Annotated in this window: 14 protein-coding genes; 7 read left to right on the plus strand and 7 right to left on the minus strand. The window is 67.9% G+C overall.

The features are described 5' to 3' along the window. Positions 1 to 55: 55 nt before the first annotated feature. Together HV783_RS21780 and hutC are read right to left on the minus strand one after the other, a co-directional pair. Positions 56 to 658: a HutD/Ves family protein gene (locus HV783_RS21780; protein ID WP_116791699.1), complete on the minus strand. Its 603-nt coding sequence runs from the start codon at positions 656 to 658 to the stop codon at positions 56 to 58. Next, positions 655 to 1,398, minus strand: a complete 744-nt coding sequence (gene hutC / locus HV783_RS21785; protein ID WP_175189853.1) for a histidine utilization transcriptional repressor HutC — start codon at positions 1,396 to 1,398, stop codon at positions 655 to 657. The genes HV783_RS21780 and hutC overlap by 4 nt, the downstream gene beginning before the upstream one ends. Before the next feature lie 133 nt (positions 1,399 to 1,531). Between hutC and HV783_RS21790 the strand changes: the two genes are divergently transcribed. Continuing rightward, positions 1,532 to 1,822: a metal/formaldehyde-sensitive transcriptional repressor gene (locus HV783_RS21790; protein ID WP_006392430.1), complete on the plus strand. Its 291-nt coding sequence runs from the start codon at positions 1,532 to 1,534 to the stop codon at positions 1,820 to 1,822. 25 nt (positions 1,823 to 1,847) lie between these two features. Further along, positions 1,848 to 2,957 carry an S-(hydroxymethyl)glutathione dehydrogenase/class III alcohol dehydrogenase gene (locus tag HV783_RS21795; RefSeq protein ID WP_054503674.1) on the plus strand — a complete coding sequence of 370 codons (1,110 nt, stop codon included), beginning with the start codon at positions 1,848 to 1,850 and terminating at the stop codon, positions 2,955 to 2,957. Between the two features lie 137 nt (positions 2,958 to 3,094). Here HV783_RS21795 and speB read toward each other — a convergent pair whose 3' ends face one another. The 3 genes from speB to HV783_RS21810 all read right to left on the minus strand — a co-directional run bounded on the left by speB (position 3,095) and on the right by HV783_RS21810 (position 5,771). Continuing rightward, entirely contained in the window at positions 3,095 to 4,141 is a 1,047-nt protein-coding gene (speB, locus tag HV783_RS21800; protein ID WP_054503675.1) for an agmatinase, read from the minus strand. Beyond that, a complete protein-coding gene (locus HV783_RS21805; RefSeq protein ID WP_054503676.1) occupies positions 4,138 to 5,538 on the minus strand; it encodes a sodium:solute symporter family protein in 1,401 nt (466 codons plus the stop codon). Before HV783_RS21805 ends, speB begins: the two co-directional genes overlap by 4 nt. Positions 5,539 to 5,600: 62 nt before the next feature. Further along, positions 5,601 to 5,771, minus strand: a complete 171-nt coding sequence (locus tag HV783_RS21810) for a hypothetical protein (protein WP_175143666.1) — start codon at positions 5,769 to 5,771, stop codon at positions 5,601 to 5,603. A gap of 21 nt (positions 5,772 to 5,792) precedes the next feature. Between HV783_RS21810 and HV783_RS21815 the strand changes: the two genes are divergently transcribed. From HV783_RS21815 to HV783_RS21830, 4 genes are all read left to right on the plus strand, one after another. After that, positions 5,793 to 6,710: a LysR family transcriptional regulator gene (locus tag HV783_RS21815; RefSeq protein ID WP_054503677.1), complete on the plus strand. Its 918-nt coding sequence runs from the start codon at positions 5,793 to 5,795 to the stop codon at positions 6,708 to 6,710. A gap of 59 nt (positions 6,711 to 6,769) precedes the next feature. Then, positions 6,770 to 7,600 (plus strand): 3-methyl-2-oxobutanoate hydroxymethyltransferase, encoded by an 831-nt coding sequence (panB, locus tag HV783_RS21820; protein ID WP_054503678.1) that lies wholly within the window; start codon positions 6,770 to 6,772, stop codon positions 7,598 to 7,600. Positions 7,601 to 7,699: 99 nt separating this feature from the next. Next, positions 7,700 to 8,809 carry a YcjF family protein gene (locus HV783_RS21825; RefSeq protein WP_054488422.1) on the plus strand — a complete coding sequence of 370 codons (1,110 nt, stop codon included), beginning with the start codon at positions 7,700 to 7,702 and terminating at the stop codon, positions 8,807 to 8,809. A gap of 24 nt (positions 8,810 to 8,833) precedes the next feature. After that, a complete protein-coding gene (locus tag HV783_RS21830; protein ID WP_175189854.1) occupies positions 8,834 to 10,915 on the plus strand; it encodes a sensor domain-containing protein in 2,082 nt (693 codons plus the stop codon). 21 nt (positions 10,916 to 10,936) lie between these two features. Here the strand turns inward: HV783_RS21830 and ocd are convergent, their stop codons facing one another. After that, positions 10,937 to 12,007, minus strand: a complete 1,071-nt coding sequence (ocd, locus tag HV783_RS21835; RefSeq protein ID WP_175189855.1) for an ornithine cyclodeaminase — start codon at positions 12,005 to 12,007, stop codon at positions 10,937 to 10,939. A gap of 172 nt (positions 12,008 to 12,179) precedes the next feature. Next, positions 12,180 to 13,124: a LysR family transcriptional regulator gene (locus tag HV783_RS21840; protein WP_175167253.1), complete on the minus strand. Its 945-nt coding sequence runs from the start codon at positions 13,122 to 13,124 to the stop codon at positions 12,180 to 12,182. Between the two features lie 113 nt (positions 13,125 to 13,237). Here HV783_RS21840 and HV783_RS21845 point away from each other — a divergent pair. Continuing rightward, a partial coding sequence (locus tag HV783_RS21845; protein ID WP_175189856.1) for an MFS transporter occupies positions 13,238 to 14,061 on the plus strand: 824 nt, incomplete at its 3' end.

Below are 14,061 nucleotides of genomic sequence, written 5' to 3' on the forward strand. Positions count from 1 at the left end.
ACCGATCAGGGATTTCCCGTACGACGCCGCGCTCGGCGGGCGTCGCACCCCGGCATCAGCCCTGGCGCGGCTGCAGCTCGATCAGGCAGGCGTCCAGCACCGTGGCCGATTCCAGGCGGTATTCGGCCAGCCCTTCCGCGCTCTCCAGGTGCAGGCAGTCGTAGCGCGCCGGCGCCGGCAGCACATGGCCGTCGCGCCGCGCCGTGAGCGCGTCGCCCGCATTGAACAGCAGCACGGTGGTGGCCGCGCTGTGGAAGGTCCAGTCGCGCGCGCCGCCAATCCATTGCAGCCGCGCGTGGTGGTGGCGCGGCGAATAGATCAGGTTGAAATCGCGGATGGGGCCGTCCAGCAGGCGGCAATCGACCCGCGCGTCGCCCGGGAAGGCGTAGGCCTGGCGCGCCCGCAATGGCGCCTGCGCGCGGCCGTCGACGGTCAGCGCGATGCCCGCGCCTTCCAGCACGGTAATGACGCGCTGCAACCCATTGAACGCGGAAAAACCGCCGTCCTGGGCCACGTCGGCGATCGACAGGCGCCAGGTGAACGCGGCGCTGCTGCCTCCGGCGTTGCACGCCACCTCCTGCGTGGTGCCCCCGCCATTGCGCCATGGCATGCGGGGATAGTCCTGTGCCCGGTACAGGCGCACGTCTGGCGAAGTCATGTGGAGAATTTTCCTTCCAGGCGGTGGCGCGAGCCAGGGTGGATCAGGCGCGCCAGGGTGACGGCGCGCTCGCCCGACCAGGTGCGCCGGCGGATCAGCAGGCACGGCTCGCTGCGCTCGATCTGCAGCAACTGGCATTCGCGTGGTTTGGCGACGATGGCCTCGACCACGTGCTCGCCTTCGGTCAGCGGCGCCACGCGCGTCAGGTATTCATAGGGCGTGTGGCGAGTGAAATCCTGCTTGAGGTAGTCGGGCGCCAACCGCACGTTGACGTAGCGGTCTTCGAGCTGGATCGGCACGTCGTCCTCGAAGTGCACAATGAGCGAATGAAACACCGGCTGGCCTTCGCGGATGTCGAGCGCGGCGGCCTGCTCGCTGCCGGCCGCTTCCTCGAGCAGCCGCACCACGCGGCTGTGATGGCGATGGCCGCGGGCCACGATCTCGTCGGCGATGTTGTTGACCGCGAACAGCGCCGAGCGCGTCTTGGGCGGGGCCACGAACGTGCCCACGCCCTGCATGCGCACCAGCAGGCCCTCGGCCGTCAGCTCGCGCAGCGCGCGATTGATGGTCATGCGGGAATAGCCCAGCTCCTGCACCAGTTCGCTTTCCGACGGCACGCGGTAATGCGCCGGCCAGGCGCCGCTGCGGATCTGCTGGGCGATCATCTGCTTGAGTTGCGCATAGAGCGGCGCGGGCAGGGCATTGGCCTGGGCCGGCAGCCGGGGCGGATTGGAAGCCACGGAATATCCTGTGTCGTGCCGTTGGACGAAAACCGATTATAGGGGCCACTAGACATGTACAGACAGGCCGCCCGCATTGGACGCGGACGCCATGCCTGCGTATACTCCCCCCCTGTATCTACCGGAGCCCAGTGTGCCCCATTCCCCCGCAGAGAAAAAGCGCGTCACAACGCGCCTGCGCCGCATCCAGGGCCAGGCGCTGGCGCTGGAGCGCGCCGTCAACGAAGGCACGGAATGCGGCGCGCTGCTGCAACAACTGGCCGCCCTGCGCGGCGCGGCCACCGGCCTGATGGCCGAAGTGCTCGAAAGCCATCTCCGGGAGACCTTCCTCCAATCCGCCCAGGGCGGACGGCCCGGCGCCACGATCGAACCCGAAGCGGAAATCGATCAGATCATGCGCATCGTCCGTTCCTATCTGAAATAACGCCATCGACATCGTGGAGCAAGCTATGAAATCACGCGCAGCAGTTGCATTCGGACCCGGCAAGCCGCTGGAAATCGTTGAAATCGACGTCGCGCCCCCGCAGCGCGGCGAAGTGCTGGTGCAGATCACCCACACGGGCGTCTGTCACACCGACGCCTTCACCCTCAGCGGCGACGACCCCGAAGGCCTCTTCCCCGCGGTGCTGGGCCATGAAGGCGCCGGCGTGGTGGTCGAGGTCGGCGAGGGCGTGACCTCGCTCAAGCCGGGCGATCACGTCATCCCGCTCTACACGGCCGAGTGCCGCGAGTGCAAGTTCTGCCTGTCGGGCAAGACCAACCTGTGCCAGAAAGTGCGCGCCACCCAGGGCAAGGGCGTGATGCCCGACGGCACCTCGCGCTTCAGTTATGAAGGCAAGCCGCTCTACCACTACATGGGCTGCTCGACCTTCAGCGAGTACACCGTGGTCAACGAGATCTCGCTGGCCAAGATCAACCCGGCCGCGCCGCACGAGAAGGTCTGCCTGCTGGGCTGCGGCGTCACCACCGGCCTGGGCGCGGTGCACAACACCGCCAAGGTCAAGGAAGGCGACACCGTGGCCGTGTTCGGCCTGGGCGGCATCGGCCTGGCGGTGATCCAGGGCGCGGTGCAGGCCAAGGCCGGCCGCATCATCGCGGTCGACACCAACCCCAACAAGTTCGTGCTGGCCAGCGCCATGGGCGCCACCGACTGCATCAACCCCAAGGACCACGACAAGCCGATCCAGGAAGTGATCGTCGAGCTCACCGACGGCGGCGTGGACTTCTCGTTCGAATGCATCGGCAACGTGCACGTGATGCGCGCCGCGCTCGAATGCTGCCATAAGGGTTGGGGCGAAAGCATCATCATCGGCGTGGCCGGCGCCGGCCAGGAAATCAGCACGCGCCCGTTCCAACTGGTCACCGGCCGCGTCTGGCGCGGCTCGGCCTTCGGCGGCGTCAAGGGCCGCACCCAGCTTCCCGGCATGGTCGAGGACGCGATGAACGGCAAGATCGACCTGGATCCGTTCGTCACCCACACACTGCCGCTGGACCGCATCAACGAGGCCTTCGACCTGATGCATGAAGGCAAATCGATTCGCACCGTGATCCACTTCTGACACCGGCGGATGTTCCCGAGGGCCCGGCACATGCCGGGCCTTTTTTTCCGGCATGACAGATCTGCGACGGCGACAGGACCCTTGCCAACGTGCCTGCTGCGCGGCGCCAAAGCATCGGCGCGCCGGGCGCCGACGCCTCAGCGCGCGCCGCGCAGCCGCATCAGGCTCAGGATCTCGAACAGGATCTGCGCGCCCGCGTGCGCCGTATTGGCGGTGGCGTCATACGACGGCGCCACTTCCACCAGGTCGCCGCCGACGATGTCCAGGCCCGCCAATCCACGCAGCATGGCCTGGGCCTCGCGCACGGTCACGCCGCCGACCTCCGGCGTGCCGGTGCCGGGCGCGAAAGCCGGATCCAGGCAATCGATATCGAACGACACATACACGGGCGCGTCGCCGACCACGGCCCGCGCCTGGGCGATGATGGCGTCCACTCCCAGGCGCGGAATGTCCTCGGCGTGGATCACCGTCATGCCCGACTCGTACGAGAACTCCCACAGGTACTCGGCCGAGCCGCGGATGCCGATCTGGATCGTGCGGGTCGGGTCGAGCACGCCTTCCAGCACCGCTTGCCGGAACGGCCCGCCATGATGAAAGCGGCTGCCGTCGAACGGACCGCCGGTATCGCAATGCGCATCGAAGTGCACCAGCGCCACCGGCTGCCGCGCCCCCAATGCGCGCAGGATCGGCAGCGTCACGGAATGGTCGCCGCCCACCGACAGCGGCGTGACGCCGGCCGCCACGATCTTCTCGTAGGTCGCGTGGATGTCCTCGTGCGACTGTTCCAGGCTGTAGCGGCTGCGCATCGGCACGTCGCCGATGTCGGCCACGCGCAGCTCGCGCACCGGCGTGCATTTGAGCGCGTGGTTGTACGGCCCGACGCGCTCGATGGCGCGCAGCGCGCGCGGTCCAAAGCGACAGCCGCTGCGATTGCTGGCCCCCAGGTCCATCGGCACGCCCAGCAGCGCCACCTGCAGATCGCCGAAATCCGGCCGGCTCCAGTCGATCTGCCGGGCCGGCGCATCCAGCAGTGTCGGCATGCCGGCATAGGGCGCGCTGCGCGTGCCGCTGTCGTCGATGACGTTGGCCGCCACCGCGCGAAAGTGCGGATCGTGGATGACGGCTTCGTTGGCGCCGCCGAACCGGGCGCGCAACGCGGCCAGCTTCTCGGGGGTGAAACTCATGGGGTGCTCCTGGAAGATGAATCGCCGTGGACCGGCGCCGCCGCCTGTCCCATCAGGCTGACGATGATGAAGCTGACGGCGCTGACGGCCAGGCTGGCGTAGATCGGCGTATTGGCCGCCAGGCCGTCGCGGATCATGAAGCCGATCGCCGTGGCGCAGCCCAGCAGCATGCTGGCGATCGCGCCCGTGGTCGTTCCGCGGCGCCACCAGATGGCACCCAGGATCGGCACCAGCATGCCGCCGACCAGCAGGTTGTAGGCGCAGGTAAGCGCGTCCAGCACGTCATCGACCACCAGCGCGATGCCGAGCGTGGCCACGCCGACCAGCAGTGTCATCAGGCGATGGCTGCGCACATGGGTGAAGCCGCGGCCGCCGCGCAAGGCCGGCAGCAGGTCCTCGGCCAACACGGTGGAAGACGCCAGCATCGCCGCGCTGGCCGTGGACATCATGGCCGCCAGCGCCGCCGCGATCACCAGGCCGCGGATGCCGGCGGGCAGCTCGGCCTGCACGATGGCGGCAAAAGCGTTGTTGACGTTGTCCAGGTCGGGCAGCAAGACCCTCGCCGTCATGCCGATCAGCGCGCCCACCAGGCCATAGACGATGCAATACAGCCCCGCCGCCGCCCCCGCCAGCCTCGCCACCCGCTCACTGCGGGCGGTGAAGACGCGTTGCCAGATGTCCTGGCCGATCAGGATGCCGAAGAAATAGATCAGGAAGTACGTCACGATGGTGGGCCAGCCGATCGCGGTGGGCTCGAAGCTGGCCGCCGGCAGTTTCGCCACCAGTTGGTCCCAGCCGCCGACCCGCGACAGGCAGATCGGCAGCAGCACGGCCATCAGGCCGACCGTCTTGATCAGGAACTGCACGATGTCGGTCAGGGTCAGCGACCACATGCCGCCCACCGCCGAATAGACCACCACCACGCCGCCGCCCACCAGTATCGCCAGCCAGAAGGGCATGTCGAACAGCACCTGCATCACCGTGCCGGTCGCGATCACCGAGGTCGCGGCCAGCATCAGCGCGTAGGCCATCATCACCAGCGCGCTGACATGCCGGGTGCGCGCGCTGTAGCGGAACTCCAGGATCTGCGTCACGGTGAAGATGCGCAGCTTCAGCAGCGGCCGGGCCAGGAACACGTTCAGCACGATGATGCCCAGGCCCAGCATGGCGCACAGCCAGAAACCGGAGATGCCATGCACATACCCCAGCCGCACCGTGCCGACGGTGCTGGCGCCGCCGAGCACCGTGGCCGCCATGGTGCCCATGTAGAAGGCCGGTCCGAGATTGCGGCCCGCCACCAGGAAATCCTCGTGCGTCCTGGCCCGCCGCATGCCGTACCAGCCCAGTAGCAGCATCGCGGCAAGATAGGCCACGACAACGCCTATGTCGACAAACATGTCCTTCCCCTTGTCTCGTCGCGCGCAATCCGCGCGCTGAATGACCGCCGCCGGCTAAACAACTATTTACGTAGAAGTGAATCCGGAAAAAATCGATTCTCCGGGCTGCCGATTGCCTGTTGGCCGCCGACGGCACCGGCGCCAGGTTGAATCGGCAACACCGGTGGAATAATAGGAATCCACTCTTTTTCCATCCATATCTGGTTCGGAAAATTCACATCGATCTTCGTCAATGTTTTGTCGGTAGTTACCCTATGCTCTCGAACGTCTCCGACCTCGACCTGCGGCTGATCCGCGTCTTCCTGACCATCGTCGACGCTGGCGGCGTGTCGGCCGCGCAGGCCCTGCTGGGCGTGGGCCAGTCCACCATCAGCAGCCAGCTCGCCACGCTCGAAACCCGGCTTGGCTTCACCCTGTGCGAACGCGGGCGCGGCGGCTTTCGCCTGACCGCCAAGGGACAGCGTTTCGACAAGCTGGCGCGCCGCGCGCTGGCGTCGCTGGATGACTTCAGCGCGCAGGCGCGCAATATGCATCGGCAACTGGTGGGCAACCTGACGCTGGGCCTGATCGGCAACGCCACCATGGCGCAGAACGCGCGCATCGGCCACGCCATCGAGAGATTCCGCCGGCGCGACGAGGCCGTGCGCCTGTCGGTGCTGATCCGCAGCCCGCGCGAACTCGAAGAGCTGATCCTCAAGGACGAGATGCAGGTCGCCATCGGCTACTTCCTGCACCGGGTGCCGATGCTGGACTACACCGCGCTGTTCCAGGAACGCCAGATCGCTTACTGTGGCGCCACCCATCCGCTGGCGGCGCGCGCCGGCCGCGTCACCGAGCAGGATCTGGCCGACGCCGACTGGACCTGGCGCACCTACCCCTTGCCGGAGTCCTCGTTCGCCGGCCGGCCGCGCCACATCACCTCCGAGGCCGACAACATGGAGGCCGCGCTGATCCTGATCCTGTCGGGCGCGCACCTCGGATACCTGCCCGAGCACTATGCGGCGCCGTACGTGGCCGCCGGCCTGCTGCATGCGCTGGACGCCAACGTCTACCACTACGATGTCGAGATCAGCATGGTGGCGAAACGGCGCAGCCACCTGGACGACATCGCCGCGACCTTTCTCGAAGACATGCGCGCGGCCCTGCTGGAGGCGCCGGCCCCGCCGCCGTGATATACCTGTGCCGCGCGGCGTCCGCACCAGGCACCGCGCGCCGCAGACCAGGAGCCCGCATGTCCACCACCGCCACCTTGAATTCCGCCGCCGCCGCGACGCGCCGCATGACCGTCCCGGCCTTTCGCGCCCGCAAGCGCGCCGAGCCGCTGGTCATGCTCACCGCCTACACCGCGCGCATGGCCGAATTGCTCGATCCCCACTGCGACGCGCTGCTGGTGGGCGACAGCCTGGCGCAGACCATCTATGGGCTGCCGTCCACCGTGCCCGTCACGCTCGACATGATGATCGCGCACGGCGCCGCCGTCGTGCGCGGCGCGCGCCAGGCGCTGGTGGTGGTCGACATGCCCTTCGGCAGCTATGAGGAAAGCCCCGAACAGGCTTTCCGCTCGGCCGCCCGCGTCCTCAAGGAAACCGGCGCCAGCGCCGTCAAGCTGGAAGGCGGCCAGGCCATGGCGCCAGCCATCGCCTGCCTGTCGGCGCGGGGCATTCCCGTCATGGCGCACATCGGCCTCACGCCCCAGGCCGTCAACATTCTCGGTGGCTACGGCGCGCGCGGCCGCGGCGATGCCGAATACGCCCGCATCGCCGCCGACGCCACGGCCGTGGCCGACGCCGGCGCCTTCGCGGTGGTGATCGAGGGCGTGGTCGAGCCACTGGCGCTGGCCATCACCGAAGCCATCGCCTGCCCCACCATCGGCATCGGCGCGTCCGCCGGCTGCGACGGCCAGGTGCTGGTGGTTGACGACATGCTCGGCATGTTCGACCGCACCGCCCGCTTCGTGAAGCGCTACGACACCCTGTCGGCCCGCATCCAGGATGCCGCCCGCGACTACGCCGCCGACGTGCGCGCGCGCCGCTTTCCGGACGCGGAGCACCTGTACGGCTGATCCCGCGTCGGCCGGGCGGTAAGGCCCAGTCGGCGTTTGTCGCTAGAATCGAGCCATATCCGATTCCCGCGCCCGCCGCGCGCCCTGCCCTTGCCAACCATGACTCCGCCCCGCCACGACACGCCCCAGTTGCAGGACGCGATCGCCGATGCGATCAGCACCGCCACGCGCGGCGCCGGCCGCGTCAACATCCTGGTCGCCGGCAAGACCGGCGTAGGCAAGAGCACGCTCATCAACGCGGTGTTCCGCGGCGACCTGGCCAAGACCGGCGCCGGCAAGCCGGTCACGCAGACCACGCAGGAATTCTCGCGGCCCGGCCATCCGCTCACCATCATCGACACCCGCGGCCTGGAAGTTGGCGATTACGCCCGCTCGCGTCAGCAACTGGCCGACCTGATCCGCGAGCGCGCGGCTTCGGAAGACCAGGACCGGCATCTGCATGTGGCCTGGCTGTGCATCCAGGACAGCAGCCACCGTGTCGAAGATGCCGAGATCGAGCTGTGCGCGCTGCTGGCCGATGCCGGCATACCGGTCATCGGCGTGCTCACCAAGGCGCGCAAGAACAGCCCCTTCCTGGAACAGGCGCGGGCGCTGCTGCCGCGCGCGCGCCAGGTGGTGGCGGTGCGCGCGCTGCCCGAACGCATCGAGGAACTGGACGCCGACCTGCCGCCAATGGGGCTGGACGCGCTGATCGAAGCCACCGCCGCGTTCATTCCCGAATCGCAGCAGCGCGCCTACGCCAACGCGCTCTCGACCCGCAACCAGAAAGCGCTGGAAGTAAAAAAAAAGCGGGCTGAAATAGAGGTCAACGTCGCCGCCGGCCTGGCCGCCTCGGCCGCCGCCGCGCCGATCCCGTTCTCCGACGCCGTGGCGCTGGTGCCGATTCAGGTCGGCATGATCGCCAAGATCGGCATCACCTTCGGCATGGAACTGAACACCGCCGCCATCAGCACGCTGGTCACGTCCACGCTGGGCGCGTCCGCGGCCACGCTGGTCGGGCGCTCGGTGGTGTCGGGCCTGCTGAAGTTCATCCCCGGCGCCGGCAGCGCGATCGGCGGCACCATCGCCGCCACCACAGCCGGCGCCATCACCAAACTGCTGGGCAACGCCTACATCGCGGTGTTGTACGACTTCTGCCAGAAGCATCCGGGCCAGGATCTCGACATCCCCATGATCACGCAGGCCCTCAAGCAACGCATGAAACCCTGAGCCTGTTACGCCTGCCCACTCTCAATGATCATCGACCATTCCGACGTCATGTATCGGCACCTCGTGCAAGGTGTCGTTGACTACGCCATCTACATGTTGAACCCCGACGGCACCGTCGCCAACTGGAACGCCGGCGCCGAGCGCGCCAAGGGGTATACGCGGGACGAAATCGTGGGGCGGCATTTTTCCTGCTTCTACAGCCCCGCCGACCAGGCCTCGGGCCTGCCGGGACGCGGCCTGAGCATCGCCCGCGAGCAGGGCCGCTTCGAGGCCGAAGGCTGGCGCATCCGCAAGGACGGCGCGCCGTTCTGGGCCCATGTGGTGATCGACGCCATCCACGACGACGCTGGCGCGCTCATCGGCTACGCCAAGATCACGCGCGATTGCACCGAACGCCGCGAACGCGAACTGCAGGTGCTGCATGCCAAGGAACTGGCCGAGCGCTACAACAGCGAGCTGACCTCGCTGTCCAGCTTCCTGGAAGCCGTGGTCTCGCACATCCCGTCCTGCGTGCTCGTGCTGGACGCGGTGTCGCGCCGCATCCTGCTGGCCAACCGGCAGACCGAAAACGTCTTCGGCGCGCGCCGCGAGCAGATGCAGGGCCGCACCATGCAGCAGTGTTTGCCGCCCGCGGTCCATGAATTCTTCGAGCGCCTGACCAATGACGCCCTGCGCTCCGACGGCGCCCTGCGCGAGGCCGGTCAGGAAGAGGTCGTCACCGGCCGCGGCCCGCGCACGCTGCGCAGCAAGACGCTGGTGTTTCACAGCAGCGACCCGCGTTCGCGCTACGTGCTGCTGATCGCCGACGACATCACCGACGAGAACGCGGCCCAGGCCCAGGTGCGCTACATGGCACACCATGACACGCTCACCGGGATACCCAACCGCCGCCTGTTCCGCGAGCGGCTCCTCAAGGCGCTGTCGCCCGAGGGCCGGGAACGCAGCGCCGCGGTGCTATGCCTGGACCTGGACAATTTCAAGAGCGTCAACGATACGCTTGGCCACCAGTACGGCGATGAGCTGCTGCGTCAATTGGCACGGCGCCTGGCCAAGAACCTGCGCGAGCAGGACACGCTGGCGCGACTGGGCGGCGACGAATTCGCGGTGGTGCTGCCCGGCATCGAGAAGACCGACGACCTGCGCCATATGGCGCAGCGCCTCATCGATGCGGTGCGCGAGCCGTTCCAGGTCGATGGCCACACGGTGCCGGTCAGCGTCAGCATCGGCATCGCCCGGGCCACCGCGCAGGAAGCCAGCGCCGATCACCTGCTGCGCTACGCCGATATGGCGCTGTACGAAGCCAAGCGCAATGGCCGCAACTGCCTGGCGTTTTTCAAGCCCGAAATGGAAGCGGCCGCGCTCAAGCGCCACGAAATGGAAATGGACCTGCGCCAGGCGATCCTATCGCAGCAGCTACAGTTGTACTACCAGCCGATCAAGGACATCACCCACGTCCGCACGGTGGGGCGCGAGGCGCTGATGCGCTGGCAGCATCCGGCCAAGGGCGTGATCATGCCCAACGACTTCATCCCCATCGCCGAAGAGACCGGCCTGATCCACGAGCTGGGCGCCTTCACGCTGCACGAAGCCTGCCGCGAAGCCATGACCTGGGACGCGCACGAAACCGTTGCGGTGAACCTGTCGGCCACGCAATTCACCAACAACGCGCTGGTCTCGCTGGTGGAGTCCGCCCTGGCCACCTCCGGCCTGCCGGCGCGGCGGCTGGAGTTGGAAATCACCGAATCGGTGCTGCTGGCCAATTCGGAGGCCAACCTGACCACGCTCAACCGGCTCAAGCAACTGGGCGTCAAAGTGGCGCTGGACGATTTCGGCACCGGCTATTCATCGCTGGGCTACCTGCGCACCTTCGAATTCGACAAGATCAAGATCGACAAGTCCTTCACGCAGGACGTCGAATCGAGCAAGGAAGCGCTCGCCATCATCCGCGCCATCAACGGCATCGGCCGCAGCCTCGATATCCCGACCACCGCCGAGGGGGTGGAGACCGCGGCCCAACTGGAAAGGCTGACGCAGGAAGGCTGCTCGCACTTCCAGGGCTTCCTGCTGGGGCGGCCGGTGTCGCACGAGCCGGCGCAATCCGAATAGGCCGCGGCGCCCTGGCGCGGCTCAGTCCTTGAGCAGCGCCGGGTTGACGCGGGCCGCGGCCTGCGCGGCGGCCTGGCGGCCACGCACCAGTTCGAACAGATTCTTCGGATCGGCCAGTCTCGGCGCCACTTCCACGCGGGTGCCGATGCCATGCTTGACTGCGCTGTCGCGCAGCCAGCGCAGGGCCGAGAAGTCCTCGAGCGCGAAACCGACGGAGTCGAACACGGTGATGTCGTGATCGCCCTGCCGGCCGGCGCTCTGGCCCGTCAGCACGCGCCACAACTCGGTCACTGCGAAGTCGGCGGGCATCTGCTGCAGGTCGCCCTCGATGCGCGTCTGCGGCTCGTATTCGACGAATACCGGCCCGGCCCGCAGCACGTCGGCGTGCAGCTCGGTCTTGCCCGGGCAGTCGCCTCCCACGGCGTTGATGTGCATGCCCGGCTCGATCATGTCGACGGTCAGGATGGTGGCATAGGCCTTGTCGGCCGTCACCGTGGTCACGATGTCCGCGCCCTTGGCGGCGGCGGCGGTGCTGTCGAAGCGTCGCAGTCGCAGGCCGGGCACGCCGGCCAGATTGCGCTCGAGCTTGTCGGTGGCGGCCGGGTCGACGTCATACAGATGCAACGTGTCGATGCCGAGAATGTGATGGAACGCCAGCGCCTGGAATTCGCTTTGCGCGCCGTTGCCGATCAACGCCATGCTGCGCGAGCCCGGACGAGCCAGGGCGCGGGCGGCCAGCGCCGACGTGGCGGCGGTGCGCAGCGCCGTGGTCAACGTCAGTTCGCTGATCAGCAGCGGTTCGCCGGTGTTGACCTGCGCCAGCGCGCCAAAGGCCATCACGGTGCTCAAACCGGCCGCCGGATTGCCAGGATGGCCGTTGACATACTTGAAGCTGTAAAGATCGTTGTCGGCCGTGGGCATCAGTTCGATCACGCCGGTCGCCGAATGGCTGGCGACGCGCGCGCTCTTGTCGAACTCCTGCCAGCGCAGGAAATCGGCCAGCAGATAATCCAGCAGATCTTCGAATACCTTGCGCGGGCCCTGTGCGGCCACGATCTTCGCGACGTCGGTGGTGGTGAGCAGTGTCGTCATTATTTTCCCCTGATGTTTCGGTACAGAAATTCTGTCCGATGCCCAGGTCAATGCCTAGCGCCCACTTTCCACACAAAATGCAAGGAAGCTGCCATTCTGGCAACGGTCGATGCCACTTGTCGCAATCCGGCCGCGGCGCTGCTGGTAATCCCTGATATGCCGCGATCTGCGCCTAAACCGCGTCACTCGCGCGCAACTCCGCGGGCAGATGCTCGCGCATGACCTCGATGAAACGCCGCAGCCGCGGTGGTTGCAAGCGAGACGGGGCGTAGACCAGATAGACAGGCAAGGGCGGGGCGAACCAGTCCGGAGCCAACTGCACCAGTTGGCCGCTGGCCAGTTCCTCGCGCAGCGCCCAGGCCGACGCGATACCCACGCCCAGGCCTTGCAGCGCGGCCTTGCGCAGCGCGTACAGGCCGTCGGTGGACAGGCGCGGCACGATGTCGATGCGCACCACCTCGCCAGTGCGGACGTGCGTCAGGCTGACTTCGTCCCGGTAGAACGTGCGCAGCGCGAGCCACGGCAGCGCCGCCAGTTCGGACGGATGCCGTGGCAGGGGGCCGCCGCCCAGCAGCGACGGCGCCGCCATGACGCTGCGCGCCACATCGCCCAGCTTGATCGCGACCACCGAAGGATCCTGCACCGGCCCGACCTTGATCGCGCAATCGATGTTCTCGGCGATGAAATCCGGCACCCTGTCATGCAGCAGCCATTCCACCCGCATGCGGGGATACTGGCGCAGGTAATGCGCCAACGCCTCCATGAACTGGTTCTGACCGAACGCGTGCGGCGCCACCACTCGCAACGACCCGGTCAGGTCCTCGCCCGCGCCACTGACCTCGCTCTCGAGCGACTGCCAGGTGGTCGTCAATTCCCGGGCGCGTTCGTAGCAGCGCTGACCATCGTCGGTCAGCCGGATGGCGTGGGTCGAGCGCTGCAGCAGACGCACCCCCAGCGAGCGCTCCAGCAACTGCAGCCGGCGGCTGATCGTCGGCTGCGTCGCTCCCAACTGCAAAGCGGCCGCCGACAGGCTGCCAGCCTCCACGATGCGTATGAAGGTCTCCAGCAACAGCAGGCGGTCTGTTCCAGTTGCGGCGGGCAGGGCGGGCTTGGTCATACGCCTATCGTATAACGGATCTACCCGGGGGACGGCTACCCACGGCCCCCGCGGACGCTCAGAATCTGCCCCGTGCCCCCTTCGCGGCCTATTTCCTGAACGGAACCCCCATCATGTCCTCCGATACCCGGGCGCACCCCGCGCCCACAACCCAAGATCCGTCCGCCGGACTGGTCCTGCTGCTCGCCATCGGCGCCGGCCTGGCCGTTGCGTCCCTGTATTACAACCAACCGATGCTGGGCATCCTGGGCGCGGACCTGCACGCCAGCGCCAGCCAGCTTGGCTGGATTCCGACGCTGACCCAGTTGGGCTATGCGTTCGGCATCCTGCTGCTGGCGCCGCTGGGCGACCGCTACGACCGCAAGCGCATCGTCCTGATCAAGGCCGCCGCCCTCGCCGCGGCGCTGTTGCTGGCCGCCGCCGCCCCCGCCATCGGCGTGCTGCTGGCCGCCAGTTTCGCCATCGGACTGTCCGCCACCCTGGCGCAGGACATCGTGCCCGCCGCCGCCACGTTGGCGCCCCCCGCGCATCGCGGCCGCATCGTCGGCACGGTGATGACCGGCCTGCTGTTGGGCATCCTGCTGTCACGCGTCATCAGCGGCTTCGTCGCCGAACAGCTCGGCTGGCGCACCATGTTCCTGACCGCCGCGGTGTCGATCGTGGCGCTGGGCGCGGCCCTGTGGCGCGGCCTGCCCGCGTTCGCCCCGACCTCCCGGCTGCCCTACGCCGAACTGCTGCGCTCGCTGCCCCGCCTGTGGCGCCAGCACGGCGAACTGCGCCGCGCCGCGACCGCGCAAGGCCTGTTGTCGCTGGGTTTCAGCGCCTTCTGGTCGACCCTGGCGGTCATGCTGCACGAGGCGCCATTCCACCTGGGCGCGGCGGCGGCCGGCGCCTTCGGCCTGGCCGGCGCCGCCGGCGCCCTGGCGGCGCCGCTGGC

Source organism: Achromobacter dolens (assembly GCF_902859745.1).
GTDB classification, from domain to species: Bacteria; Pseudomonadota; Gammaproteobacteria; order Burkholderiales; family Burkholderiaceae_B; genus Achromobacter; species Achromobacter dolens.